The organism is Enterococcus montenegrensis (assembly GCF_029983095.1).
Taxonomy (GTDB): Bacteria; Bacillota; Bacilli; order Lactobacillales; family Enterococcaceae; genus Enterococcus_C; species Enterococcus_C montenegrensis.
In genome coordinates, this window is the sequence record NZ_CP120467.1 from 2,232,564 (window position 1) to 2,257,349 (window position 24,786).

The window sequence follows — 24,786 nt, forward strand, 5'->3', positions numbered from 1 at the left end:
TTATTTATAGTTAAGTAGTAATGTATTTGCTTAATTATTTTCTAACCAAATGCTGTGAAAATAGCAGATACCCCTGCAATTTCAAAATCTGGAACTGGTCCATCCGCTAAACAAGCTGCTCCAATAGCACATACTGAACAGCTTTTGTTATTTACAATCATGGCTTTTTCCATATCATTTTCACCTCCTTTTAATACTTTAAATACTTTAACCAAATGCTGTGAAAATAGCAGATACCCCTGCAATTTCAAAATCTGGAACTGGTCCATCCGCTAAGCAAGCTGCTCCAATAGCACATACTGAACAGCTTTTGTTATTTACAACCATTGCTTTTTCCATTATTCTCCCCTCCTATACTATATAATTTGATACCCATAAAATAACTTTTTGTGGATAAAACATAAATTTAACTTCAAGAAAAGTCATTAAACAGGTAATTCTTAAGAGCTAGTAAAATACATTACTACTTGTTACCAATGTAACAAATTCTTCAAAAAAAAAATTGACATGTAACAATCGACAATCAAGCTGTCTTAAATAACATAAGAAAATTTTAAAACAATTAATACATAGAATCTGTTCGCATTGTAATCTATATTTCCAAAATGAAAACTAGCATGTTAAAATTATTTAAAGTGATCAACGGTATTTTCAAATTTTGTTTATCGTTACATTTACTTTGCTGATCATGACAAATCAGACGATTTTACTATTGAAGGAGTTAAAATTGATTGTACAATATTTGATTTCTTTATGCCGTTCATAACTAATTAAAGATTGGAGCCTCAAATATGAAGACCTTAAAAATTGCAATATGTGATGACATTCCAATAGTTACTACCTCTATTGAAAATTATCTATTAGAATATACAAGCGATAGTTTTACAATAGATTGTGATATTTTTAATCAATCAGAGCGACTCATTAACAATCTTAACAATAGTCACTATGATATTTACATTTTAGACGTCGAGATACCAACTATTAATGGTTTACAATTAGCAAAGCTTATAAGATCAACTGATGTACATGCTTTTATTATTTTTTGTACTTATTACACACAATATATGAAAGATGTTTTTGAGGTAAATACTTTTGATTATTTAATAAAACCTGTAACCAAAGAAAAGCTATTTAAAACAATTGATAGAATAACAGATTTACTTGATTCAGAAGAAGAAGAATTTTATTATAAAAAAAGAAATGAAGTAGTTTTGGTGCCTTTTAAAAACATTATTTATTTTGAAAAAAAGGGGAGATACGTTTTAATTCATACTGAAAATGGTGCAGATGAATTTATCATGTCAACAAACGATTTATTAAAAAAACTGAATGACTCTTTTGTTCAAATTCATACGTCATTTATCATTAATCTGAAATCTTTAATACGTTTATCTGGTGAAAATGTTATATTGAAATTTAGTAATCACGAATTACAAAATCATCAAATTCTTCCAATAAGTAGAAAATTCAGATCGTATGCAAGAACTGAAATACTTAGATATATGGAAAGGAAATTTTAATATGACGATATTCTTGTTAATGACTTCGACACTCATTGATATATTCTTATTTTATTTTTTTATGAAAAGATTTGCAGAATGTAAAAAGAATAAATTAATAATAGGCTTCTTCGGAGTTTTCATACCAAATTTAGGAATAAATATAAGTCATTTCATTCCCTTGAGTGAATCAACTTTAACACTACTTAATTTAATATCATATATACTTTTTATAGCTTTTTTAACTCATAACATTAAATTACCAATGATTGATAAATTCTATTTTGGGGGTATTTATGTCTTAATTACTTTATTAAGTGAGAGCATTACAGCTCTGGAACTAACTCAATTACTTAATTATGATTTAGATAAAATTCCCTTAGTTATAGATGGAACAATTCCAACATTTGCTACTAAGACAGTTTTAATTATCTGTGCAATAATTCTATTAAAAAAGATTTTTTTAGAACAAGAAAAGCTTCAAAGTTAATTGTTTGTCTTGTTCCATTAACCTCATTATTTGTATTGTCTTGTTATATGTTTTTATATTTTATAATAGAAATACCTATCGAAAATACGATTCTTACTTTATTGCTGATATTTGAGATTTCTTTTCTCAATTTAGGTTTTTTATTCTGTATAATCGTATGAAGAAAGAAAACAGAACTGATTTAGAGTATCAAAAACTAGAATTTAACTTAATTAAGCAGAAAAAGGAACTTACTAATGCTATTGCTTCACAGGAGCAACTTCAATCTATGAGGCACGATTTCAAAAACACGGTACTTATCTTAGCAAGTCACATTGAAAATAAAAAATATACAGATGCGATGAATTTCATATTAACTATTCAATCGCAAATTTCAGAATTAGATAATAACTCGCTTGAAGTCTACACTCCAAATAAAGAATTGAATTATTTACTTTCTCATAAAATATATTTTGCAAAAAATCATGGTATAGTTACTCAAGTAAATTGTCTCATTCCTGAAGAATTAAATTTAGAAAATGACATCATTATTGTACTTTTTGGTAATTTACTTGATAATGCTATTAATGCTTGTTTAGAAATTGATAAATCTTGTTTCAAAAAAATTGATCTAAAGATTAAATATTTTGATCAAAGTTTGTTTATTAACATAAAAAATACCATTGATACTAATCACAGTGAAATTCCCAATGAAGGAATAGGAATAAAAAACATAAAAAAACTGTCCGTGAAAATAGTGGTATTTACGAGCAATTTATCGAAAATGATTATTATTGCGTAAAAATAATTTTATGGGACTTTAATTGAAAGTTCTTAACTTTTTTCAAACAAATTATACAGTAGTAAGAAAGTAACTCTATATTTCTAACTACTTATAAATAAAATAAAAATAAAGGAGATATGGAATTATGAAGAAACAAATTCTCAATTTAACAAAAAAATAAGTTTTGCTAGTGCAGGACTGTCGGTAAACTTTACTTGTGCATTTATCTTTGGGCAAAAAAAAATTCCTAAAAATGTAAAAAAATTAAGAAAATTTTAGAATATGCAAAAATTTACTAGAATCATAGCGAACACTTTAGTCAAAGAAAAAATTATAGACTTGGATGAAGTAGATATATACATTTATGGATTAGAAACGCTTTTTCAATATCTCTTTATCGCATTTCTTATTTTAACTTTAGGTACAATTAATCATTTCCTTTTAGAAACAATATTTTTTACTATCTGTTTCCTTACCCTGAGACGATATGCTGGAGGACTACATTTAAAAAATGATCACTTTTGTATTCTCTTCTCTCTATTGCTAATTCAATTGATGATAATATTAGTCAAATCAGATACTGTATCAATTAATATTTTAGAATTTTTAGCTTGTGTATCTTACATCTATATTTATTTATCCAATCCTATTGATAATAAAAATAAACCACTTGATAATGAAGAGTTAGTTTACTTTAAAAACAAACTGAAATTATCACTTTACAAATACTTATTTGTTTTTCTTTTTTGTGTGATTTTTCAATTCAAATTGTTAATTATTATGCTAAGCTGGAGCATTGTTATTAATGCACTCTCACTTTCTCTTGGCAAATTTTTTCGAAATAGAAAATCTAAACTATTTTTGTGAACTAAAAATATGAGATAGAGATCATAGTGGGCCATGCTGCTAATAAGTATTTTCGAACTGGCGTCTCTTCTCTGCTTTTAAATTGTTATTCAATAAGTAAATTTACATTCCTTACCTTATTAAATAAAAATTGATAAGCCAGTGATAGTAATTGCTAAAACGGCAGTTATTATCGTAATAACTGCCACTTTTACCTGCACAAAAATATCTATCAATAGAGAAATAATTTCGAATAAAAATTTTGTAGATTCACCAATTTGGGCTAATTTTTTCTATTTTCCCTCATAAATTACTTTTTTGTATTCAGAAAACAGTCTGTTGGCATAAATAATCTTTATTACCCACTTTTAATTTAATAAAGCAACAAAAACCGACTATCAATTTATTAGATTGATGGTCGGTTTTTGTTGTAATTTTGTAACTTTAAAACCTCTTATTAATAAAGAGGTGATTATTTTGAATCTGTTAGAAGAAAAAAGAACCCTGATGAAGCTGCTGATTGAATTAATGCATGAAAGAAAAGCCGTAGCCAGTCTATATGAAGCCGTTGAAAAACGATTAAATCGAATAGAAGAAATAGAAAATACTATTTCTGAAGGACATGCACTTTCTCAAACTACTATTATCCCAAAGAAAGAGATTGATTACACAAAATTTAAGGATCAAAAAATAAAGCTTTCTTCTATTCCCTATGACATTATTTCTAAAGATATCTGCTACATTTTGAAATCTTCTGGCATACCAATGAATGCTTCACAAATTTATTCTGTAGTCACAAAAAATCTACATTTCAATTTAGGTTATAAAAATCTAGTAAGTAATATTTTACCAAGAATGGTAGAAGATAATAACTTGCCTGTTGAAAAAGTTTATAGAGGTTTTTGGCAGTATCGACATACGGAAAAAGTCACATAGATATAGGAGGTAGTTCACATGGCAAATACTCCAAGTGATAACAAACTAAAAAAATACATTCATATAGGAATACACTATCATGCAAACAACTATTATAGAAAAAAGAGAAACTACTCTGCTAAATTACTCCTTACCGATTTTCAAGATATCACACTCGATTCTTCTTACACAGATAACTATTTTAATATTATCAATATGCCATTACTTGACTTGATAAACATTGAAACGTATTTTGAAGATGAAATGCTTATAAAAGCAATCAAACAGCTTAATACTAAAGAAAAGAGATTTCTCTTAGAAAAATATGTTGTAAAAAAAGTGATACTGAACTTGCACAAGAAAAGGAAATATCACAGCAGGCAATTTCTATTTACAAGAAAAGGTTGCTAGAAAAGTTAAAGAAGTTAATGAAAAGATAATCTCAGATTTATTTATATACGAGCTCCTCCTTTAAAAAATTTATAAAACTTTTTAAGGGAGGAATAGAATATGGAAACTCTTACTTCTTTAGCTATTAAAGCTCAGAAAGGTGATCATGAATCAATGGTAAATTTGTACCAACAGTTTCAACCTTTATTACTAAAAGAGGCTACACGTGATGGCAGGATTGATTTAGACTGCTATCAAGAGTTATCAGAGCGCTTTATCAGGTTGATAATGGATTTTGAAGTTCAATAATAAGAATATCAAATATTTATTTACAACCCAAATTTGAATTAAACCAAAAAAATGGCTGAGAGTACAACCTCGGCCATTTTTCCATATTTAACAAATTAAATGTTGTGTTTTCTTATCCAATAAACCTCTTATTAGTATATAACCAAAACTGCTCTTTGAAAATTGAATAACTTATTCAAATACATTTTGATTACAATAAGCTAGGTAAACAAATCCGCAATGACTTTGAAAAAACGAGCGATTATTATTTGATTTACACTCTTCATTTAGGAACTTGAAGAAGCCATGATTTGTATTCACTATAATGATACTCCTACCTTGAACGCTTCACGGCATTGGGTAGCTTCTCCAAGTTTGAGTTGAGGTGAAATTCCTGTGGACTTTCCTAAGTCGTTTGAATAAGTGATAACATTCCTTAAAACAATTATCCTTTTCCCACTTAGTATAGGAAAAAGATGCTAAGCGTATTATAATTAAAGTATAGTATTTAATTCTAGCTCGCAGCATCTTGAGGCAAATACACTCTTAATGAAGAAAGGATGATTGCTATTTTTTTCAACGAAAATATGCAAATAAATATCGTAACCAGTCTATTGTGTAAAGAAAGGTAAGATCATATGACTAAGCTTGATAGGACATCACTAATTCTTGGAAGATATATTAATCAACAAACTTTGATGACGGAATTGCATATTGGTTATGACACCTTAAAAACACTTCATCTAAATGGATTAGAAGTAATTATGATTGGTCGGCAACATTTGTATGATCTTGAAGATGTTAAAAATATTTTCAATCAATTAAAAAATGATTCATCTGATTAAAGCCTCAATTATTAAAATCTTACTAAAAACAAAATATCCTAATCCAAATAATGAATTAGGAAGGAAGATTTTAATGTCTGTTTCTTTTAAGCAATACACAAAATACAATAAAAAACTCTGGAAATTCCAATGCTATCTTGGAAAGGCTGAGTTTGGTGAAGAAGTCCGCACTACAAGAAGTGGCTTTCAAACAAAAAAAGATGCCCAACAAGTCTACAGACAACTACAATTAGATTTTGACAGAAATCTAATTAAAATGAATGGCAATATCACTTTTAAAGAGTTGTATGAAGAATTCATCGAGCAATATCGATTGAAAGTAAAGCCGTCTACTATCATGATCACTAGAAGAGCAATTGAAGATCATGCACTTGAATATTTTGGAGACAAAAAAATAAATGATATTTCTGTTCGATTTTGTACTCAAGTTAATCGTCGCTGGATAAGAGATGGATATAAACAGGCTTACTATTTTCGGAGAGCGGTTGCTCAAATTTTTCAATATGGTATCCAACAAGAACTCATTACTGAAAATCCTATGCGGAAAACTGAGCCAATTAAACGTCAAGAAATTGATGAACATTTAGTCGCTACTGAAACAATGACAGTTTATACACCAAAAGAATTAGCGCTTTTTCTAGATTCATGCAAAAAACATGGAAATAAGAAAATCGAAACCTATTTTCGTGTCCTGTCCTATACAGGCGCTAGAAAATCAGAAATACTTGCTCTTGAATGGAATGATATTAATTTTGAAACGAATAAATTAATCATCAGTAAAACACTAGCTGAAGTCGAAAGTGATCCTACTACTAAAATAACTAAAGTAGCTAGCCAAAGTGCTAAAACAAATGCTGGAAAAAGAACCATTTCAATTGATTCAGAAACTATGACTATGTTACAGGAATGGAAAACTAGACAGCAGTTAGAGTTAACTATTTTAGGATTTAAATCTACAAGTAAGCACCAGCTTGTGTTTCCAAATAGAGAAAATATGTTTTGTCGTCCTGGTCAAGCAAACGATTGGTATGATGTCATTGCAACCAAGTACAACCTAAAACGGATTACTCTTCATGAATTCAGGAAGACGCACGTTTCTCTTTGTGCAATGGCAGATATGAATCTAGAGGATATTATGTATCGAGTTGGCCATAAAGATTCTAAGATGACTCGTCAGGTTTATAACTACTTCTATCCTGAACGCGAGGAACGCAGTGCGGATCAATTTGCTAAATTTATTGAAAAAGAGAAATATCTCTTTTAACCTCCGTTGTAGTTAGTTTTGTAGTTAGTTTACTTTTTCGAAAAAAAGAAGCACCAGAAACATTGATAAATCAACATTTCTAGCGCTTAAGTTAAAATTAACCTACACTGCCTTCCATCTCATAACTAATCAAACGATTTAGTTCGACGGCGTATTCCATTGGGAGCTCTTTGGTGAATGGTTCGACAAAGCCCATGACAATCATCTCGGTGGCTTCGGATTCTGATAGGCCGCGGCTCATCAAATAATACAGTTGTTCTTCAGAGATTTTTGAAACTTTGGCTTCGTGTTCAAGTGATACTTGGCTGTTGTGAATTTCATTAAATGGAATGGTATCAGATTTTGATAGTTCATCCATAATAATCGTGTCACATTCAATATGAGAAGCTGAACCGGTACTTTTCTTACCAAAGGTTACTTGTCCGCGATAGTTCACTTCGCCGCCATCTTTTGAAATAGATTTTGAAACGATTGAGCTTGAAGTGTTAGGTGCGTTGTGAATCATTTTAGCACCGGTATCTTGAATTTGGTTGGCCCCTGCAAAGGCGATTGAAAGCATGGTTCCGCGCGCACCTTCGCCGTCTAGGTAAACACTTGGATATTTCATTGTGGTTTTTGCACCGAGGTTACCGTCAATCCACTCTACTGTAGCCCCTTCGTATGCTTTCGCACGTTTTGTTACCAAGTTGTAGACATTGTCAGACCAGTTTTGAATTGTGGTATAACGGCAGTAAGCATCTTTTCTGGTAAAAATTTCAACAATCGCTGCATGTAAACTGTTGCTTGAATACGTCGGAGCGGTACACCCTTCAACATAGTGAACGCTAGCGCCTTCATCAACGATAATTAATGTTCGTTCAAATTGTCCCGTATTTTCGGCATTAATCCGGAAATATGTTTGCAATGGTGTATCCACCCGAACGCCTTTTGGTACATAAATAAATGTCCCCCCTGACCAAACAGCTGAGTTTAGGGCAGCTAATTTGTTATCAGTTGGTGGTACTAATTGGGCAAAATATTCTTTGAATAATTCAGGATATTCTTTTAAGGCTGAGTCTGTATCCGTAAAGATAATCCCTAATTTTTCAAATTCTTCTTTCATGTTGTGGTAAACCACTTCAGATTCATATTGAGCAGAAGCGCCCGCCAAGTATGCCCGTTCGGCTTCAGGAATTCCGATTTTTTCAAAGGTATCTTTGATTTTATCGGGAACATCATCCCAATCACGAGCTGGTTTATCACTTGCTTTTTGGTAGTATTTAATTTTGCCAAAATCAATATCTGAAAGGTCTGGACCCCATTTTTGCATCGGCATTTTGTTAAATGCTGCCAGTGATTTCAAGCGAAAATCTAACATCCATTCTGGTTCGCCTTTAACTGCTGAAATCTCCCGAACAACTTCTTCGGTTAAACCTTCGCCGGTACTAAAGACGGGTTTGACGTCATCATGGAAGCCAAATTTGTATTCTTCTAATTCAGGAACACCCATGCGATCACTACTCCTTACTTTATTTAGGTATTGATTTTCTCTGAAATCAATGCCACATCTTCTTATTTATTTTCCCCTAAAATATCTTCTTCATGGGAATGTATGGAACTTGTTTCGGCAATGCCACTGTTTGTTTCAACGACCGCTTTTTCCAATGCTTTCCAAGCTAAAGTCGCACATTTAATTCGCGTTGGAAATTTTGCGACGCCACTTAACATTGCGGCATCTCCTAATTTCTCAGCATCAGCTACGTCTTTTCCTTGCACCAAGTCAGAAAACATCTGCTCTAAATTGCCGACTTCTGATAATGGTTTGCCAATAACTGCGTCAGTCATCATAGAAGCACTGGCGGTACTGATCGAACAGCCGCTGCCATCAAAGGCAATATCCGAAATAATTCCATTGTTTACTTCAACTTCCAAATGAATGACGTCGCCACAAGTTGGGTTATTCATTTCAATTGTCACATTAGATTTTCCCAACGTCCCTCTATGATGAGGATGGCTAGAATGATCTAAGATGACTTGGCGATACAAATTGTCTAGTTTAGATAGTGCCATGTTGGAAAAACTCCTTTGTTTTATGAATCGCATCAATTAAGCGATCCGCATCTTTTTTTGTATTATAAAAATAGAAACTTGCCCGAGCTGTGGCAGGTACATTCAAGTACTTCAACAATGGTTGAGCACAGTGATGTCCTGCTCTAACTGCCACGCCTTCCATATCTAGCGCGGTTGCCACATCATGGGGATGAAGACCGTCAATGTTAAAGGCAATAACACCGGTATGATCTTGTGGATCTTGCGGGCCATAAACTGTGACACCGTCAATTGCTTGTAATTTAGGCATGACATAGTCTACTAAGCTTTGTTCATAAGCGTGGATTTCATCCATCCCAATGGCAGACAAATAATCAACTGCTGCTCCTAGACCGATTCCTCCGGCAATGTTAGGTGTACCCGCTTCAAATTTCCAAGGCAATTCTTTCCATGTACTGTCGTATAAATTAACAAAATCAATCATCTCGCCACCAAATTCCACAGGCTCCATTTGATCCAACCATCGACGTTTGCCATATAAAACACCAATACCAGTTGGGCCACACATCTTATGACCACTAAAGGCATAAAAATCAGCATCCAATTGTTGAACATCCACTTTCATATGGGGAACAGATTGTGCGCCGTCTACGACCATAACAGCATCATTTGCGTGGGCTAGAGCAATCAATTCTTCAATTGGATTAATCCCACCTAAAACATTTGAAACATGGGCAATCGAAACAATTTTAGTTTTTGGCCCGATTTTACGCTTGGCATCAGCTAAATCAAGATAACCTTCTGGCGTAATATCGATATAAACTAATTTAGCCTTTTTTTGTTGCGCCAATTGCTGCCAGGGAATGATATTGGAATGATGTTCCATATAAGAGATGACAATTTCATCACCAGCTTCAACAAATTTAGCGCCAAAACTTTTGGCAACCCAGTTTAAGCTAGTCGTTGTGCCTCGCGTAAACAAAACCTCTGCTGTTTCTTTGGCATTAATAAAAGTACGTACTTTTTCTCTGGCACCTTCATAAGCTTGTGTTGCTCGTTCTGCTAAGGTATGAACACCACGGTGAACATTCGCATTATCTTGATGATAATAGGCAGTCAATTTATCTAACACAGCTTCAGGCTTTTGTGTTGTCGCGGCATTGTCTAAATAAACGAGTGGTTCATCGTTGACCAATTGATGTAAGATTGGAAAATCTTGTCTTAATTTTTGGGCATCAATCATCGATTCAACTTCCCTTCAATCACTTCAATAAATTCTTGTTGGGCCTCTTTCACTGGAATTGCTGTAATAACAGAACCTAAGAAACCACGAATAACTAAGCGTTCTGCTTCTGTTTTAGGCAAACCACGACTCATTAAATAGTACATTTCTTCTGGATCGACGCGACCAACACTGGCTGCGTGTCCGGCAGTGACTTCATTTTCATCAATCAAAAGAATTGGATTAGCATCGCCACGAGCTTTATCAGAAAGCATTAATACGCGACTTTCTTGCTGCGCGTCTGCACCTTTGGCTCCTTTTAAAATATGACCAATACCGTTAAAGGTTAACGTACCTTTTTCACGGATTACACCGTGTTGCAAGATATGACCGATAGAATGTGGTGCTTTATTGGTAACCCGGGTATCAATCCCTTGAATTTGTTTGCCTGCTGAAATGGCAACAACTTTAATTTCAGAATGGGCCCCATTGCCAACTAAATCTGTATCAAAGTCTGCTACGACATCCCCGTCATTCATGACACCAATTGCCCAATCTACCATTGCATCTTGCATTACGTAACCACGACGATTCAAATACGTCGTCAAGTCTACACCTAAGCGGTCAATTGCAGAGTATTTCACTTTGGCCCCAGCTTTGGCGATAACTTCTACAATAATATTAGCGGCTTGTTTTTGTGCTACTTCTTTTTCAGAATTAAAACGCTCCAAGTAAGTAAACTCACTATGCTCATCTGCCACTATTAAAATATGTTTAAAGAAATGCTCTGTACCAGATTGATTTAAAATCGCTTCGATTGGTTCTTTAATCACTACATTTTTAGGAACATATAAAAACACGCCACTATTCATAAAAGCGGTATGGGCAGCAGTTAATTTATCTTCAAAAGGTGTCACTGCTTTTTTCATATAGTACTCGTGAACTAATTCGGGATATTCTTGCATGGCAGTAAAAATATCCGTGAAGATAACACCTTGATCCACTAAATTTTGGGGTAACTGTTCAAAAACAGTAGTGTCGTCTGCTTGTACTAATAATGGATTGTCCTGCATGACATCAAAAGAGGGGACACTTGTTTCTTTTGGTTCTCCACTTAAATGGTCACTGGTTATATTTAATAGTGGCCAGCGGTGAAAACGAACCCGTTCAATTTGTGGCAAAGCTAATTCGTCCACTTGTTCTAAAGCCTGCAAACGCATTTCCAACATCCAAGCTGGTTCTTCTTTATAAGCAGAAAAGGTGGTCACATCAGCCAGTAGCTTTTTCAATTCTGTCATCTAATTGACCTCCTTTTTAAACTTCTTCCTTGTAATCAATACCTAATTCTTTGCTGATTCCAGCATAACCTTCTGCCTCTAAGCGTTTGGCAAGGTCAGCGTTACCTGTTAAAACAACGCGACCGTCCATCATGATATGAACGACATCAGGCGTAATATAGTTTAACAAACGTTGGTAATGGGTAATGATTAAAGCACCAAAATCATCGCCGCGCATTTCGTTGACCCCTTTTGCCACTACCTTTAACGCATCGATATCAAGACCTGAGTCAATTTCATCTAAAATAGCAAAAGTTGGTTCCAACATTAATAGTTGTAAAATTTCGTTACGCTTTTTCTCCCCACCGGAAAATCCTTCATTCAAGTAACGTTCTGCCATTTCTTCTGGCATATTTAATAATTCCATTTTTTTATCTAGCTTTTTTAAAAATTCCATGACTGAAATTTTATTGTCTTCATCTCGTTTTGCATTAATTGCTGCCCGCATGAATTCTGCGTTGGTGATGCCTGGAATTTCACTTGGATATTGCATTGCTAAAAATAGCCCTGCCCGTGCTCGTTCATCAACTTCCATCTCCAATAAATTTTCACCATCTAACAGAATTTCACCTTGGGTTACTTCATAATTAGGGTTTCCCATAATCGCAGCAGATAAAGTAGACTTCCCTGTTCCGTTTGGTCCCATAATGGCATGAATTTCGCCAGTTTTCAGCGTCAAATTAACACCTTTTAGAATTTCTTTATCTTCGATTGCTACATGTAAATCTTTAATTTCTAACGTTGCCATCGTCTCGCCTCCATCATTTTCATTCTCACTCATTTTACGCTAATTGAGAATGATAAGCAAACTTCCCTCAATAAATTTGCTTATTCTTTTACTATTATAAAATCAATAATTTTCAATTTAGAATGATTATAAATTAAAAGACCCAAAACGAAAACTTCCTCGTCTTGGATCTTAGTTATTTCTCATTTATTCTAGTGGCCAATTAGCCAGTTTTTGTAATGCTCGTGCACTATTCTGCCCTAAAATCACCGGATTAGCGCCAACTTGAACAAGAGAATAAGATGCACCTGTCTTACTGCCTAACATTGTGCTCAGTTCAATTTTCTCCCCAATCACTTTGGCATGAGCGGCTAGTGGAACGTTACAACCAACCCCAAAGACAGATAAAAACGCACGCTCACAAGTAATTGCGCTTCGCACATTTTTGTCATCAATAGCTGCGGCGATTTTTGCTGCAGGTGAATTTTTCACAGCTTCAACTGCAATCACCCCTTGGCCGACAGCTGGCAAAAATTCATCTAACGTTAAGGAAACTTGATGCAGTTTAAAATCACCTAAAGCTTTGGGATGGCGTAGTAGTGCAGCTTGAGCCATCATGATACCGTCGTATTCTTTTTGGGCTAATTTTTTTAAACGCGTATCGATATTTCCCCGCAAAGACTTAATCATAAAATCCGGACGTAGCGACAATAGTTGAAATTGGCGGCGTAAACTGCCAGTACCGATCACAGCGCCTTCAGGCAAATCTGTTAATGTAGTAAACTCATTGCGTAAAATTAAAGCATCCCCTGCCGGTGCACGTTCGGGAAATGCCGCTAAAGTTAACCCTTCTGGCTCTGTGGAAGGTAAATCTTTCGCACTATGAACGGCCAAGTCAATTTCGCCAGTCAATAGCTTTTGCTGAATAGTTTTAACAAAAACACCCTGTCCTGCCATTTGGCTTAAAGCGGTTGTTTGATCCTTATCACCGGTAGTTGTAAGTAACACTTTTAAAAAGCGATGTTCCGGAAATAAGTTTTGTAAACGCGCAATCACATTGTCCGTTTGAATTTGAGCTAAGGGACTTTTTCTGGTACCAATTTTAACGTCCATTTTGGCCTCCTTTAATTTCTTTTAGGAAGTCTTGAAATAATGCCGGAGCATTTTTGCCTTGGTAGATGATTTCGTACTCTTCTTTTAAAAGGGGTAACAATAAACGTTGATGTAAAGAAATAAACCGTTCATCAAATGCTGCCCCCACAAAAACGGGATACAAGTCTGCACCTTGATCGGTATAAGTTAACAGTTCATCAAAAGTAAGTTTTTTTTCACTGACTAAAATCGTTTTTTGACCAAAACGGGGTAATTCTTCAAACCAGGATTTTGTCGCCGCTTTTGCTGCTACTGGTCCAATAAAAATCAATGCAGGATTATGCAAACCAGCTTTTTCCACTGTTTCATGAATTGTTGCAAGTGTTGCCACAACCTTTTTTTGTCGCCCCCAACTTCCCCATTCCACAACTGTAACAGGCAGATTTTCACTGGCACCTTGGGTTAACATAATTTTAACGACAGCTGCTAATTTTTCCATTCCCATGTATAAAATGATTGTTCCACCAGCAGAAAGTTTAGCTAAAGGCTCTTGGGCAAATTCTTGCAACTGGGCTGTCGGTGTAGCTAGAAACACTTTTTCACTGACATGGCGCTCTGTAATCGCAAATCCGGCATAGACAGATACACCAGAAGCACTGGTTATACCTGGATATACTGCATATTCTATCCCGTGTTTTGCTAAAGCCTGCACCTCTTCTTCAACGCGGCCAAAAATACCGGGATCGCCGCCTTTTAATCGGACAACATTATCATATTTTTTAGTAGCACTAATTAACTTTTCTTGAATTTCACTTTGGGTATAGGCATGGTGTTCAGGTGCTTTTCCTACATAAACAAGTTTGGCATCCTCAGGGGCTAAATATAATAAAATTGGATTTAATAAGCGGTCATAAAAAATAATATCGGCATTTTGCAAGGCTCGCAATCCGTGGTAAGTGATTAAAGCAGGATCGCCTGGGCCTGCACCAATTAAAGCAACTTTTCCCATTTTTTTGCTCCTTTTAAGCTAATTTTTTAGTCATTACTTCTAGGCTATTATCCCTTATCTTAAACAAAAAAACAAAGGCGCAACTCACGACTTCGTAAGTGCACCTTTACTTATTTTTTATTATTTTGCGTCAACGATTTTAACAGAGCCTTTCCATTTATCGTCAACAAATTTTTTCACTTCATCGCTGTGTAATACTTCCAACAATTTTTTAATTGCGGGTTTCGTTTCATCACCTTTGCGTACTGCGATAATGTTAGCATAGGGTGAATTATCATCATCGTGCATCAAGGCATCTTTTTCTGGGTTTAAACCAGCAGTTAAAGCAAAGTTCGCATTAATTGCAACCAAGGCATCTTTTTCATTTTCATAGGTTGGAACCAATAAACCTGGGTCGATATCGTGTTTAAATTTTAAGTCTTTTTTGTTTTCAGCAATATCATCGAAGGTCGCAGTTGTTTTTTCAACACCGTCTTTTAATTTGATTAGGCCCGCATTTTCAAGAATTGTTAAGATACGACCCCAGTCAGTATTGGAGTTTGAAGTAATGACAGTCGTACCCTCTTTAATGTCATCTACACTTTTAATACCTTTTGAATAAATGCCCATCGGTTCAATATGAACGGCACCTGCATCGACAAAGTCATAACCATTTTCTTTGACTTGGTCATTGAAATACGGTTTGTGTTGGAAATAGTTGGCATCAATTTCTTTTTCTGCCAATAACTTATTTAACAATGTGTAATCGGTAAAAGATTTCACTTCCAAGTCCACGCCTTCTTTTTTCAATAAAGGTTTGGCTTCGTTTAAGATTTCCGCATGAGGACTTGTTGTCGCCCCAACGATTAATTTTGTTTCTTTGGCATCTGATGAAGAACTAGCTTTCTCATCTTTTGATCCGCCATTGCCACAAGCGGCTAAAGTAATTGTTGCAAGCAATACTGTTGCTAAACCAAATAATTTTTTCATTTTCATTTCTCCTCTACAATTTAATAATTTAATTGTGAAACTTCGCCGCAATTAGCGCTTGTCTAATTTTTGCGTGAAGTAATCTCCCAAGCCTTGAACAACAAAAACGATTAGTAACATAATCACCGTTGCAACTAAAGTGACCGTTTGATTGCCTAATTGGAACCCTTCTGACCAAGCAAGAGAACCTAAGCCACCAGCGCCGATTGCACCAGCCATAGCGGTAAAACCAATCATAGAAACAGATGTCACGGTAAAGCCAGAAACCAAAGCCGGCATACTTTCAGGCACTAAAATTTTATAAATAATCTGCCAGTAGTTAGCCCCCATCGCATTGGCGGCTTCAATCACCCCTGAAGAAACTTCGCGAAAAGCAATTTCCACTAGGCGAGCATAAAATGGTACCGCCGATAAAATCAAAGCTGGTAAGGCTGCACTAGCACCGATCATACTCCCCACCAACGTTTTGGTAAATGGAATAATTAATACCATTAAAATCATAAAAGGTGTAGAACGAAAGATGTTACTGATGATGGACACCACATTATATAAAATTTGGTAACCGGCACTTTTTTTTCGTCCTAAGCTATATAGTAATAAGCCTAACAAAATTCCTAAAACAAAAACCACAACCATGGAAACAATTGACATATAAAGCGTATCAACGGTGGATGTTTGCATCTTTGCCCAATCGACTTTGTCAAAGTTTAAATATGTTTCAGCAAAACTCTTATCCACGATGCAACACCTCCACTCCTACTTGTTGGGCAGAAAAGAATGCCATGGTTCCATTAACCGCGTCGTCAGCTCCGGTAATCAAGACCGTCAAAGAGCCAAAAGAGTTGTCTTTTGATTGCCGAATATTCCCATAGACGACGTTAATATCAACATCAAATTTGCGAATTGCTTGTGAGATTACCGGTTCATTGGCATTATCGTCTTTAAAAATTAACGTCGCTAACACACCATTAGGATTTTCAGCGATAAATTCTTGTAAAACTTCTTTTGGTTCTTCACTTGGCTGTAAGTCTTGTTGAACAAAACGTTTGGTAACAGCCTGTTTAGGATTACGAAAGACCTCAGAAACTTGACCTTCTTCCACAATCTTACCCAATTCCATCACCGCTACTTTATTACAAATTTTGCGGATGACGTTCATTTCATGGGTAATTAATACAATTGTTAAGTTTAATTTCTGGTTGATATCTAATAATAAGTCCAGTACTTCATCGGTCGTTTGCGGATCTAGCGCACTCGTCGCTTCATCACAAAGTAAAATCTTAGGATCATTGGCTAGCGCTCGAGCAATTCCTACCCGTTGCTTTTGCCCACCGGATAATTGTGCCGGATAAGCATCTCCTCGACCTTCTAAATTTACTAATGCAAGAAGTTCTTTGGCTTTTTGCTGCCGCTTCTCTTTTTTAATCCCTGCTAATTCCATCGGTAATTCAATATTTTCTAGAACTGTTCTGGACCATAAGAGATTGAAATGTTGAAAAATCATTCCCACGTTTTTACGAAACTCACGTAATTCTTTGCTCTTCAATTTGCCGATATCTTGTCCATCAACGACAACACTGCCGTCAGTTGCTAATTCTAGCCCATTTAACAGGCGAACCAATGTCGATTTACCTGCACCAGAGTAGCCGACAATACCATAGATGTCACCTTTATCAACAGTCAGAGAAACACCGTCTACAGCCTGGATTGTCTGTTTTTTGACATTAAAACTCTTTTTGACATCCGTTAATTGGATTAAAGCCATTTTTTCAGCCTCTTTCTTTTTTTCATACTTCAAGCCATAAAAAAACAGCTTGCCATCCTTGTAATTCTTTCAATTACAAAAGGACGAAAAGCTGTCGCAATTTCGTGTTACCACCTTAATTTGTTATAGTCTCACAACTATAACCTTATCCAGTACTTACCTCTTGGTGCATACTGTCGTGCTATAACGGGCACCCCCGTAATAAGCTTGCCAGCGGCTCACTTATTCTGCTCAAAGACCATCTTCCATCTTACCTTCATTACCTGTTTGCAGCATCTCCAGGCTCTCTGTGAAATGTCGGTGACATGTACTCTTCTTTTCAAAGCTTTCAAGTTATTGGTGAAATTATAACAAGCTAAAAATCGCCTGTCAATTATTTTCAGAAAAATTTTACAGTTCGTTGAATTCTGTGGCATCGACATCTTTAAATGCCACCAACCACGCATTCATTTCATCTTCATCATTTAAAACGTTAATATTTTCTAGCGCTTTTTCATTCACAGAAGAAATCGTACCTGTTAGAGGTGCGGGAAATTCTTGCACGGCTTTTTCAGCTTCCACTTCGACTAGCGGTGTGCCTTGTTTAAACGTTTGACCGGCTTTTGGCAATGAGGCAAAGGTTACTTTACCTAAATCAGATTGCGCAGCTTCCGTTAAACCAACGACATACTCATTTCCATTGTACAATACCCACAAATTATCTTTTGTTTTCAAACATTTTTGTTGCATCTTATTTCGCGACCCCTTCATATTCAGTTTCTTTAAAGCCAATCGACAAAAGTTTGTCGTCACGCACTAAAATTGGACGTTTGATTAACATCCCATCACTTGCCAATAATTCGCTAGCTTCTTGTATCGATAAATTAGGCACTTGATCTTTTAAACCCATTTCACGATACTTCATACCACTTGTGTTAAAGAAGCGGCGTACTGGCAAATCACTTTCTTCCATCCACTGCATTAATCTTGCAGCAGTCGGTGGATTTTGAACCATATCAATGGTTTGAACCGCAATTTCTTGTGAATCCAACCAAGCTTTTGCTTTTTTGCACGTACTACATTTTGGATACCAATATAAAGTCAGCATAGCATTGCTCCTTTACTTTTATTTCCGCTTTCACTTTACCACGTTTAAGCTAAAGTAGCATCTTTTTCCTCTTTTTTCGTCTCTGCTTGGTAACGCATCGATAAAATGAGGCCGATGCCGATCATATTGCTTAAAATAGCCGAGCCACCTTGACTAATAAAGGGCAATGGAATCCCTGTTAATGGCAAAAGACCAATATTGGCGCCAATATTTTCAAAAACGTGAAATAAGATCATCATAATAATACCAGTAGCAATGTAAGCATAAAACTCATTATTTGTATCAAAGCACACGCGAATCATATGATAAATTAAAATAAAATACAAGAGGATGACAAACGCACTTCCAATAAAGCCAAAATTTTCGCCAATAATCGTAAAAATCATATCAGATTCTCTGACTGGTACATAAACATCGCTAACATTAAAGCCTTTTCCTGTCATCCCACCAGAACCAATAGCAAGTAAGCCATATGCTAGTTGATAAGAATTTCCTTGCATATCATGGAAAGGATTTAACCATGAGTCGATGCGGGCAAATTGATAGGATTTAAAGCCGACGTGATACAAAAGATCTCGTCCTACCTCAGTTGTCACTAAGAAAATCGTGCCCCCACCCACAATCGCAAAAATCGCAATTAGCGGAATTAAAATGCGCCAGGATATTCCAGACATCAAAAAGACGCCCCCGATAATCGCTACAAACACCAACATGGTCCCAAAGTCTTTTTGCAACATCACTAAAACCAAGACTGGCAGTGAAACAGCTAAAATCTTTAATATCAAAAGACCATCTGTAGGTAAATTACGATTACGGTATTTCACATTGTGCGTCGTTACGACTAATGCCAACATCAAAATTAACGCAATTTTCATAAGTTCGGCGGGTTGGAAATTTACCGGCCCAAAAGTAAACCAGTTTTTAGAACCCGTGACACTTTCTAAATTTCGGTCGTAAAACTTCAATAATAAGGTCATAATCACTAGACCGGCACCATAAATGTAGGGTGTCAACTTCCAAATCCACTTTGATTTCATATGCATAATCACCACAACCGCTACTGTGCCGACCCCATACCAAACAGCTTGTTTGGCAACACCGGCCAATACATTAGGACTGTTACGATCATGGGTCAAGGCGACATACAAGGCTGCCAACCCGATTAAACACAACAGAAAGACTGGCAATATCACGCCATAATCAATCCGATTATCATTTCTTGCTCGTCTATTTTCCATGCTTCCTCTTCTTTCCAAAAAGACTTTGCAAACTTCTAAAAATTAGATACGACAGTAAAAGCTCGCTAAATTCCTACATTCATTTACGTTTACGTAAAATTTCGCCTTCGCATCTAAAAGATTCGTTTGTAAAGCTAGACACTGCTGGCTGATTGCAACAGCGTTTTTCCTACGTTAGATAATATAAACTAAAAATCGAGTAAAAAAGTACACTTCCCCATTATAGTTGTTAATGAAAAGAAAGAAAAGAAGGGAATTAGACCCTAGGAAAAATTTAAAAACTTTACTTATACGGCCTAAAAAAAGACCTGAAAAATTGTATAAAAAAGGATCGTCATAAACCTAGTTCCGTAAATTTTGCGGATAAAAAAAAGACTTAAGCCAACAAATGCTGCCAGCTTAAGCCGTAAGAAAACTATTTTAGTTTTTCCAGTTCTTTATAATTGATAATCATCACACCATTACTTTGTGTCATTAATTGTTGATTATCACCCGTTTCGTCAATTTCAACGACTGCAGAATTTTTTAACTGTTTCGTGACGGTACCGGTCTGCGGTTTTCCGTAAATTGTAAATTTCACATGGGTATCGACCTGAAATCCTTTACCTGCATCTGACGGAATGATTGTTGTTTCAAACTTACCAAAACTTGCCACTATAGAAAACCTCCCTTTAATTAATACTAGTATACCACACTTTGTGAAAATTTTCTAAGTCCTCGTTTCATAGAAGGGTTTTGCCTTTACAAATATTTTATTTTTGCTATAATTTCTAACGTACTGCCAGCTTAGCTCAGTAGGTAGAGCAACGCACTCGTAACGCGTAGGTCACAGGTTCGATCCCTGCAGCTGGCATATATAGAAGCCTTGATAATTCAAGGTTTCTTTTTTTGTACACTTGACCTAAATCTTACTTTGGGGCAGGTTTTGGGGCAGAGATTTATAATTACTTCTATTAAATAACAACTACTTACCATATTAAAATGACAACTCTCAGCTTAAATGATATCCTTTAAACGGGAATATTCTCCCAAATTAAAAGAGTAGCACCTCACCTAGAAATCTTCCCCAAGCTGACTAAGTGTGCTACTCTTTTTATGGAGTATATTGTTGCTAACAGCATTATAGTATATTGTTGTTTCAAATATTGCAAAAGATATACTGATTAATGGCAAAAACAATGTTAAACTAAGTATGTGGTCAATTCCTTAGTGACTCCTTTTTTCTAACCTTGGCCACGCACCTACTCCTTTTTGGGGTAGGTTTTTTATTTGTGTCTGATATAATATAGTTATGTAAAAATGAAGGTGGGGATTTAAGTGAAAAAAGTGTTAGGGGCATTTTTTATATTTGTAAGTTTAACAATCGCAGGGTGCTCATCAAACGTTACTACCGACGATTTAAAAGCAAATGATTGGATTATTGAAGCGGCTAATAAAGACGACAAAGAAGCTTTTGACGTAATAGCTACTTTTTCAGATCATGTTATGACTTTGAAAGCTGATACTTCTAGCATGAAGTCTAGCGCTAAAAACGATTGGGAGAGCTTTGGCGAAGAACTTGGAAAACAAATTGCTGGTCAAATGAATATTACTTACGAATATGAATTGAAAAAGGATGAAATTAAACTCCAACTCACAGAAGATACTGATAAAGAGGCTTATTACAAAGTAACTAAAGAAGATAAAAACATTATTTTCACACCAGATAAAGAAAAAAATGACGATCCTGACCAAGGAAAGAAAATGATTTTCAAGCCTTATAAGAAATCAAAAACAGAGTCGCCCAGTACGACTTCCACATCAACTAAAGAAAAAGAAGTTGCGTCTATTAACGAATACATTAAAAAGTTTAAAAATAAGTCTTTAGTAGTTCATAACGAGAAAAAAATGTCGAAAGATGATTTTGGCGTGGCTCCAATGACAGCAAAAGATGCCGCCATGTTCTCGCTTATTGATACAGACAATGAAGACGATCAAAAAAATGCTCGCATTTTCGTATTTGATAATTTAAAGGACCTTAGAGAAACAAAGAAATATTATGACGATTTAGGAAAAGGCTCAGCCATGCTTTTTTCATATACCGCAACCGATGAAGACAATTTAGTGCTAATGCAATTTAATGGTGATTTTGATCAAAAACTCGTCGAAAAATATACTGATGCTGCTTCATTAAAACTAACTGAACCTCCGTTTGATACTACTAAGAAAAATGAATCAAGTTCTTCCGAAGATGTTCAAAGTAATGAACCTGCTTACTCAGAAGAAAGCTATCAAACTCCCGAAGTCGAAAATCAAACAGAACCTAGTCAATCCACCCAACAGCAAAATCAAGAAGTAGCTGAAAATGAACCAACGCGTCAAACACAATCTCCGGAACCCGCCGAAGAGCAATATACTACCGTTCAAAATGGTGAAGGGCCTCCTCAAGTGGCAGCACGAGCCGGGATTTCAGTCGATCAATTGTATCAACTTAATGGTATCGATCCTAATAATTTCTTATTATATCCTGGTCAACAATTACGAGTAAAATAAAAAAAAGCCCTGACCTCAACTAAGAGACCAGGGCTTTATTATTTATTTTGATTCAGTTGTAACAATATAATTATAATTTTTGTCACCAAGCCATTTCTCCATATCGAACTTATTAGTCGAATTTTGGGCAAAATTTCCAATTACAATTTTAACACTCTTCTTGTCCTTGCTGTAATACTCCTTATAGCTCCACTTATATTTTTTACAATACTCCACTACTGCTTTGTGACCACTACTATTTTTTGTATACCAGAAAGTATGGATATAGTGTCTTGCTCGTGTATTTTTCACTGTACTACCTCCGTTATAGTATTTTTTAACTTGCTCAACATAATAAGCTTTAACTGCTGCATTTGCTTTACCATGTAGCGCAAATGAACGATGCGGGCAATCAGTAGAACTTAACTCCCGATGCAGTGGAAAAATAGCAGTTGATGGATTTAATCCCCACTGCTTACATAACTGTGCCGCACGCTTAAATGCTTTTTGTTCATTATCTTTAAAAGTTGTTTCACTGCCTAGTGATTGGCAAATTTCAATGCCGTAATAATCACGATTACCAATTGCATTCGCACAATGCCAAGCGCAATTGCCTGCATTCTCCGCTTGATAAGTATCGTCAGAAGCGATATATTCGTGTGCAAAACCTAGTTCAGGATTATGATTTTCTAGCCAAGACTTGTAAAAAGCGGCGGTAGCACCTTGGCTACCACCGTCATTATGAAGTACAATTCGCGTTGGATTCTTTCCACGTCTTCCTGCAATGCCTGAATAACTAACAACCATTTAGTCCACCTCCATAATTTTGTTAATCGGAACGGACACCATTTGGTTTCCAACCATCAATTTGCAAAAGATTTCATTTGATCGGACTACGTTAAATGTTCCGTCTAAAGCAAAGAAGTCGCCAACTGTGAATCCGTCAAAATTTTTGACTTCACCACTTTCGGCAACTTCTGTAAAACCTTGCTTTTCAAATTTTTCTACTGCTGGAATGCCGCCTTGGAGATATGGATCCAGTTCCACAAATTCATCACCTATAGTTTTGACAACAAATTTCCCGTGAACTTTAACCTTCTGTCCTTCTTTAAACATTTTTTTCATCCTCCTTGTTTGATTCACTATCTGATGTATCTTTTAATTTAGTTAATCGTTCCTTCACCCATTTTGGGATTGGAACACCTAATTGACCAAGATTTTCTACAATTGAAATACCGTACACAGCTATATAAAAGAAAACAAATGCTGTTGCGATATTTTCTAACCCCATAATTTTCAAGTAAGGGTAAGCTACAATAACCAAACAAACAACTAACATATGTTTAACGATCCCCAGTAACCCCTTTGTACTATTACTATCTTTAATAAAAAAACCTTTACAAATCCCAGTTGCGATATCACCAAGAACCATCCATAAAAAAAGCTGCATATAACCATTTGAAATCAAATTTTTGAACTCTATTAATAATTTTCCATTGTCAATAATCACCATTTCTACCACCTTTTGCTTTCTTATAAAAAAAGACTAGCAGCAATTAAGCTACATAGTCTTTTCCAGTAATTTCTTTAAATTGATCAGTCGTGATAGCCTCACAAACTACCGCTTCTTTTACCATATCATTGGACCAATAGCCAAACTCATACCACATTTTAATTTCGTTAAATCCCGGAAAGTTCATATCATTTACCCTCACTTTCAGCATTTTGATTTTGCTCTAATTGCATGATTTTAAATCCCATTGCCGCGTTTTGCTTAGTCAATTCTTCAATTTGTTTAGTTGACTGCATAACCTGAAAACTTGCTTGCGCTAATCCTGCTTGTAATTGTTCAATAGCTGTTTTTGGTTCTTCGACAATCGGTTTATTTTCTGGATCAAAAATTAATCTATCTCCATCCCATCGCCAATCATCAAAAAGAAATTCATCTGATTGAAGCGTAACTTCTACTGCAATCAAATCGGGCTGTTCAACTTCGGAATAGCCCCCTAAATATCCGACTTTATCCGCAATCCAAATCACTTTTACCATGACCACACCTCCGAAAATACAATTTTGCCATTATCTTCTGTACTGTTACTTGCATTCCCTTTAAAATTTGTATCGGTGACATAAATTTGTTTGTACACAGGAGTGCCGGCGGAAGTAAATGTCATTAACTTATGATTTTGTCCTGTATGTGTTGCAATTGGTGCTTTAGGAATGAAATGATAGTCAATATCTCCACCGCCAGCTCCAGAATCGCGATATACCTCCGTAACGATAACCCAACCGTTCTCACATTGTGACAAGGGTTTAGTTGGCGTTATCGTTTGGTCTGCTGATAGCCAAAATGCACCCGACCATAGTTTTGTTCCTCGATTCAAAAGAGCATTTCTAATAGCAGTCTGTATTGTTGCGTCTAAATTTTCTACTGCCTTTGCGTGCGTTTTTAAATATTTTAAAACGCCATTTTCTTTTAACTGTACGATATCAGACAT

General features: G+C 35.4%; 32 protein-coding genes, 1 tRNA gene and 1 other annotated feature. Of the genes, 11 read left to right on the forward strand and 22 right to left on the reverse strand.

The window, feature by feature from the left end; translation table 11 throughout:
• Positions 1–41 precede the first annotated feature (41 nt).
• On the reverse strand, positions 42–173 hold the full coding sequence (locus P3T75_RS10735) for a subtilosin A family bacteriocin (RefSeq protein WP_002336257.1): 132 nt from the start codon (positions 171–173) through the stop codon (positions 42–44).
• Between the two features lie 34 nt (positions 174–207).
• Complete coding sequence (locus tag P3T75_RS10740; protein ID WP_002336256.1) at positions 208–339, reverse strand: subtilosin A family bacteriocin; 132 nt, start codon at positions 337–339, stop codon at positions 208–210.
• Positions 340–791: 452 nt separating this feature from the next.
• On the opposite strand from P3T75_RS10740, the gene P3T75_RS10745 reads away from it, so the two are divergent.
• The 9 genes from P3T75_RS10745 (at position 792) to P3T75_RS10780 (ending at position 7,303) form a co-directional block, all read left to right on the forward strand.
• A complete protein-coding gene (locus P3T75_RS10745) occupies positions 792–1,523 on the forward strand; it encodes a LytR/AlgR family response regulator transcription factor (RefSeq protein WP_282461573.1) in 732 nt (243 codons plus the stop codon).
• Between the two features lie 61 nt (positions 1,524–1,584).
• Positions 1,585–1,992: a hypothetical protein gene (locus tag P3T75_RS10750; RefSeq protein WP_282461574.1), complete on the forward strand. Its 408-nt coding sequence runs from the start codon at positions 1,585–1,587 to the stop codon at positions 1,990–1,992.
• A 157-nt stretch (positions 1,993–2,149) separates the two neighbouring features.
• A complete protein-coding gene (locus P3T75_RS10755) occupies positions 2,150–2,773 on the forward strand; it encodes a GHKL domain-containing protein (protein WP_282461575.1) in 624 nt (207 codons plus the stop codon).
• Between the two features lie 264 nt (positions 2,774–3,037).
• Positions 3,038–3,622, forward strand: a complete 585-nt coding sequence (locus tag P3T75_RS13570; protein ID WP_071869086.1) for an accessory gene regulator ArgB-like protein — start codon at positions 3,038–3,040, stop codon at positions 3,620–3,622.
• A 456-nt stretch (positions 3,623–4,078) separates the two neighbouring features.
• Entirely contained in the window at positions 4,079–4,537 is a 459-nt protein-coding gene (locus P3T75_RS10760) for a hypothetical protein (protein WP_071869087.1), read from the forward strand.
• A gap of 18 nt (positions 4,538–4,555) precedes the next feature.
• Positions 4,556–4,927: a hypothetical protein gene (locus P3T75_RS10765; protein WP_282461576.1), complete on the forward strand. Its 372-nt coding sequence runs from the start codon at positions 4,556–4,558 to the stop codon at positions 4,925–4,927.
• Between the two features lie 99 nt (positions 4,928–5,026).
• Complete coding sequence (locus P3T75_RS10770; RefSeq protein WP_071869089.1) at positions 5,027–5,215, forward strand: helix-turn-helix domain-containing protein; 189 nt, start codon at positions 5,027–5,029, stop codon at positions 5,213–5,215.
• Between the two features lie 677 nt (positions 5,216–5,892).
• Entirely contained in the window at positions 5,893–6,039 is a 147-nt protein-coding gene (locus P3T75_RS10775; RefSeq protein ID WP_428839264.1) for a hypothetical protein, read from the forward strand.
• Between the two features lie 73 nt (positions 6,040–6,112).
• Positions 6,113–7,303 (forward strand): site-specific integrase, encoded by a 1,191-nt coding sequence (locus P3T75_RS10780; RefSeq protein ID WP_071869091.1) that lies wholly within the window; start codon positions 6,113–6,115, stop codon positions 7,301–7,303.
• A 97-nt stretch (positions 7,304–7,400) separates the two neighbouring features.
• On the opposite strand, the gene sufB is transcribed toward P3T75_RS10780, so the two are convergent.
• The 14 genes from sufB to P3T75_RS10850 form a co-directional block, all read right to left on the reverse strand.
• Complete coding sequence (sufB, locus tag P3T75_RS10785; protein ID WP_206902413.1) at positions 7,401–8,792, reverse strand: Fe-S cluster assembly protein SufB; 1,392 nt, start codon at positions 8,790–8,792, stop codon at positions 7,401–7,403.
• 62 nt (positions 8,793–8,854) lie between these two features.
• Positions 8,855–9,352: a Fe-S cluster assembly sulfur transfer protein SufU gene (sufU, locus tag P3T75_RS10790; protein ID WP_282461577.1), complete on the reverse strand. Its 498-nt coding sequence runs from the start codon at positions 9,350–9,352 to the stop codon at positions 8,855–8,857.
• Positions 9,339–10,574 (reverse strand): cysteine desulfurase, encoded by a 1,236-nt coding sequence (locus P3T75_RS10795; protein ID WP_206902328.1) that lies wholly within the window; start codon positions 10,572–10,574, stop codon positions 9,339–9,341. Before P3T75_RS10795 ends, sufU begins: the two co-directional genes overlap by 14 nt.
• Positions 10,571–11,851 carry a Fe-S cluster assembly protein SufD gene (gene sufD, locus P3T75_RS10800; protein ID WP_206902327.1) on the reverse strand — a complete coding sequence of 427 codons (1,281 nt, stop codon included), beginning with the start codon at positions 11,849–11,851 and terminating at the stop codon, positions 10,571–10,573. Before sufD ends, P3T75_RS10795 begins: the two co-directional genes overlap by 4 nt.
• Before the next feature lie 16 nt (positions 11,852–11,867).
• Positions 11,868–12,638 carry a Fe-S cluster assembly ATPase SufC gene (gene sufC, locus P3T75_RS10805; RefSeq protein WP_230710486.1) on the reverse strand — a complete coding sequence of 257 codons (771 nt, stop codon included), beginning with the start codon at positions 12,636–12,638 and terminating at the stop codon, positions 11,868–11,870.
• A 186-nt stretch (positions 12,639–12,824) separates the two neighbouring features.
• Entirely contained in the window at positions 12,825–13,730 is a 906-nt protein-coding gene (hemC, locus tag P3T75_RS10810; RefSeq protein WP_282461578.1) for a hydroxymethylbilane synthase, read from the reverse strand.
• Entirely contained in the window at positions 13,720–14,718 is a 999-nt protein-coding gene (cobA, locus tag P3T75_RS10815; RefSeq protein WP_282461579.1) for a uroporphyrinogen-III C-methyltransferase, read from the reverse strand. Before cobA ends, hemC begins: the two co-directional genes overlap by 11 nt.
• A gap of 120 nt (positions 14,719–14,838) precedes the next feature.
• Complete coding sequence (locus P3T75_RS10820; RefSeq protein ID WP_206902324.1) at positions 14,839–15,687, reverse strand: MetQ/NlpA family ABC transporter substrate-binding protein; 849 nt, start codon at positions 15,685–15,687, stop codon at positions 14,839–14,841.
• A gap of 51 nt (positions 15,688–15,738) precedes the next feature.
• Positions 15,739–16,425 (reverse strand): methionine ABC transporter permease, encoded by a 687-nt coding sequence (locus P3T75_RS10825; protein WP_206902323.1) that lies wholly within the window; start codon positions 16,423–16,425, stop codon positions 15,739–15,741.
• Entirely contained in the window at positions 16,418–17,452 is a 1,035-nt protein-coding gene (locus P3T75_RS10830; RefSeq protein ID WP_282461580.1) for a methionine ABC transporter ATP-binding protein, read from the reverse strand. The genes P3T75_RS10825 and P3T75_RS10830 overlap by 8 nt, the downstream gene beginning before the upstream one ends.
• Positions 17,453–17,528: 76 nt before the next feature.
• Positions 17,529–17,784: a binding site (T-box leader), on the reverse strand.
• 58 nt (positions 17,785–17,842) lie between these two features.
• Positions 17,843–18,181 carry a glycine cleavage system protein H gene (locus P3T75_RS10835; protein ID WP_282461581.1) on the reverse strand — a complete coding sequence of 113 codons (339 nt, stop codon included), beginning with the start codon at positions 18,179–18,181 and terminating at the stop codon, positions 17,843–17,845.
• A gap of 1 nt (position 18,182) precedes the next feature.
• Positions 18,183–18,539, reverse strand: a complete 357-nt coding sequence (locus P3T75_RS10840) for an arsenate reductase family protein (protein ID WP_206902320.1) — start codon at positions 18,537–18,539, stop codon at positions 18,183–18,185.
• Between the two features lie 44 nt (positions 18,540–18,583).
• Positions 18,584–19,777 carry an FtsW/RodA/SpoVE family cell cycle protein gene (locus P3T75_RS10845; protein ID WP_282461582.1) on the reverse strand — a complete coding sequence of 398 codons (1,194 nt, stop codon included), beginning with the start codon at positions 19,775–19,777 and terminating at the stop codon, positions 18,584–18,586.
• Positions 19,778–20,192: 415 nt separating this feature from the next.
• Positions 20,193–20,432, reverse strand: coding sequence for a hypothetical protein (locus tag P3T75_RS10850; protein ID WP_173102292.1), 240 nt, complete (start codon positions 20,430–20,432; stop codon positions 20,193–20,195).
• Positions 20,433–20,557: 125 nt separating this feature from the next.
• Here P3T75_RS10850 and P3T75_RS10855 point away from each other — a divergent pair.
• Positions 20,558–20,630 (forward strand) — tRNA-Thr (locus P3T75_RS10855).
• 464 nt (positions 20,631–21,094) lie between these two features.
• A complete protein-coding gene (locus tag P3T75_RS10860) occupies positions 21,095–22,309 on the forward strand; it encodes a LysM peptidoglycan-binding domain-containing protein (protein WP_282461583.1) in 1,215 nt (404 codons plus the stop codon).
• Positions 22,310–22,351: 42 nt separating this feature from the next.
• Here P3T75_RS10860 and P3T75_RS10865 read toward each other — a convergent pair whose 3' ends face one another.
• Genes P3T75_RS10865 through P3T75_RS10890 form a run of 6 tightly spaced genes read right to left on the reverse strand, consistent with a single transcriptional unit; the run spans position 22,352 to position 24,786 of the window.
• Positions 22,352–23,095, reverse strand: coding sequence for a peptidoglycan recognition protein family protein (locus tag P3T75_RS10865; protein ID WP_282461584.1), 744 nt, complete (start codon positions 23,093–23,095; stop codon positions 22,352–22,354).
• A complete protein-coding gene (locus P3T75_RS10870) occupies positions 23,096–23,404 on the reverse strand; it encodes a hypothetical protein (RefSeq protein WP_282461585.1) in 309 nt (102 codons plus the stop codon).
• Positions 23,397–23,801 (reverse strand): phage holin family protein, encoded by a 405-nt coding sequence (locus tag P3T75_RS10875; RefSeq protein ID WP_282462603.1) that lies wholly within the window; start codon positions 23,799–23,801, stop codon positions 23,397–23,399. The genes P3T75_RS10870 and P3T75_RS10875 overlap by 8 nt, the downstream gene beginning before the upstream one ends.
• 43 nt (positions 23,802–23,844) lie before the next feature.
• Entirely contained in the window at positions 23,845–23,988 is a 144-nt protein-coding gene (locus P3T75_RS10880) for an XkdX family protein (protein WP_282461586.1), read from the reverse strand.
• Between the two features lies 1 nt (position 23,989).
• Positions 23,990–24,337, reverse strand: coding sequence for a hypothetical protein (locus P3T75_RS10885; protein ID WP_282461587.1), 348 nt, complete (start codon positions 24,335–24,337; stop codon positions 23,990–23,992).
• Positions 24,331–24,786 (reverse strand): hypothetical protein, encoded by a 456-nt coding sequence (locus P3T75_RS10890; RefSeq protein WP_282461588.1) that lies wholly within the window; start codon positions 24,784–24,786, stop codon positions 24,331–24,333. Before P3T75_RS10890 ends, P3T75_RS10885 begins: the two co-directional genes overlap by 7 nt.

What these genes read in the sequence shown, in the direction of transcription:
- P3T75_RS10735 (WP_002336257.1), bottom strand. Translation starts at nt 173, where the DNA reads ATGGAAAAAGCCATGATTGTAAATAACAAAAGCTGTTCAGTATGTGCT.
- P3T75_RS10740 (WP_002336256.1), bottom strand. Translation starts at nt 339, where the DNA reads ATGGAAAAAGCAATGGTTGTAAATAACAAAAGCTGTTCAGTATGTGCT.
- P3T75_RS10745 (WP_282461573.1), top strand. Translation starts at nt 792, where the DNA reads ATGAAGACCTTAAAAATTGCAATATGTGATGACATTCCAATAGTTACT.
- P3T75_RS10750 (WP_282461574.1), top strand. Translation starts at nt 1,585, where the DNA reads ATGAAAAGATTTGCAGAATGTAAAAAGAATAAATTAATAATAGGCTTC.
- P3T75_RS10755 (WP_282461575.1), top strand. Translation starts at nt 2,150, where the DNA reads ATGAAGAAAGAAAACAGAACTGATTTAGAGTATCAAAAACTAGAATTT.
- P3T75_RS13570 (WP_071869086.1), top strand. Translation starts at nt 3,038, where the DNA reads ATGCAAAAATTTACTAGAATCATAGCGAACACTTTAGTCAAAGAAAAA.
- P3T75_RS10765 (WP_282461576.1), top strand. Translation starts at nt 4,556, where the DNA reads ATGGCAAATACTCCAAGTGATAACAAACTAAAAAAATACATTCATATA.
- P3T75_RS10770 (WP_071869089.1), top strand. Translation starts at nt 5,027, where the DNA reads ATGGAAACTCTTACTTCTTTAGCTATTAAAGCTCAGAAAGGTGATCAT.
- P3T75_RS10775 (WP_428839264.1), top strand. Translation starts at nt 5,893, where the DNA reads ATGACGGAATTGCATATTGGTTATGACACCTTAAAAACACTTCATCTA.
- P3T75_RS10780 (WP_071869091.1), top strand. Translation starts at nt 6,113, where the DNA reads ATGTCTGTTTCTTTTAAGCAATACACAAAATACAATAAAAAACTCTGG.
- sufB (WP_206902413.1), bottom strand. Translation starts at nt 8,792, where the DNA reads ATGGGTGTTCCTGAATTAGAAGAATACAAATTTGGCTTCCATGATGAC.
- sufU (WP_282461577.1), bottom strand. Translation starts at nt 9,352, where the DNA reads ATGGCACTATCTAAACTAGACAATTTGTATCGCCAAGTCATCTTAGAT.
- P3T75_RS10795 (WP_206902328.1), bottom strand. Translation starts at nt 10,574, where the DNA reads ATGATTGATGCCCAAAAATTAAGACAAGATTTTCCAATCTTACATCAA.
- sufD (WP_206902327.1), bottom strand. Translation starts at nt 11,851, where the DNA reads ATGACAGAATTGAAAAAGCTACTGGCTGATGTGACCACCTTTTCTGCT.
- sufC (WP_230710486.1), bottom strand. Translation starts at nt 12,638, where the DNA reads ATGGCAACGTTAGAAATTAAAGATTTACATGTAGCAATCGAAGATAAA.
- hemC (WP_282461578.1), bottom strand. Translation starts at nt 13,730, where the DNA reads ATGGACGTTAAAATTGGTACCAGAAAAAGTCCCTTAGCTCAAATTCAA.
- cobA (WP_282461579.1), bottom strand. Translation starts at nt 14,718, where the DNA reads ATGGGAAAAGTTGCTTTAATTGGTGCAGGCCCAGGCGATCCTGCTTTA.
- P3T75_RS10820 (WP_206902324.1), bottom strand. Translation starts at nt 15,687, where the DNA reads ATGAAAAAATTATTTGGTTTAGCAACAGTATTGCTTGCAACAATTACT.
- P3T75_RS10830 (WP_282461580.1), bottom strand. Translation starts at nt 17,452, where the DNA reads ATGGCTTTAATCCAATTAACGGATGTCAAAAAGAGTTTTAATGTCAAA.
- P3T75_RS10835 (WP_282461581.1), bottom strand. Translation starts at nt 18,181, where the DNA reads ATGCAACAAAAATGTTTGAAAACAAAAGATAATTTGTGGGTATTGTAC.
- P3T75_RS10840 (WP_206902320.1), bottom strand. Translation starts at nt 18,539, where the DNA reads ATGCTGACTTTATATTGGTATCCAAAATGTAGTACGTGCAAAAAAGCA.
- P3T75_RS10845 (WP_282461582.1), bottom strand. Translation starts at nt 19,777, where the DNA reads ATGGAAAATAGACGAGCAAGAAATGATAATCGGATTGATTATGGCGTG.
- P3T75_RS10865 (WP_282461584.1), bottom strand. Translation starts at nt 23,095, where the DNA reads ATGGTTGTTAGTTATTCAGGCATTGCAGGAAGACGTGGAAAGAATCCA.
- P3T75_RS10870 (WP_282461585.1), bottom strand. Translation starts at nt 23,404, where the DNA reads ATGTTTAAAGAAGGACAGAAGGTTAAAGTTCACGGGAAATTTGTTGTC.
- P3T75_RS10875 (WP_282462603.1), bottom strand. Translation starts at nt 23,801, where the DNA reads ATGGTGATTATTGACAATGGAAAATTATTAATAGAGTTCAAAAATTTG.
- P3T75_RS10880 (WP_282461586.1), bottom strand. Translation starts at nt 23,988, where the DNA reads ATGAACTTTCCGGGATTTAACGAAATTAAAATGTGGTATGAGTTTGGC.
- P3T75_RS10885 (WP_282461587.1), bottom strand. Translation starts at nt 24,337, where the DNA reads ATGGTAAAAGTGATTTGGATTGCGGATAAAGTCGGATATTTAGGGGGC.
- P3T75_RS10890 (WP_282461588.1), bottom strand. Translation starts at nt 24,786, where the DNA reads ATGTCTGATATCGTACAGTTAAAAGAAAATGGCGTTTTAAAATATTTA.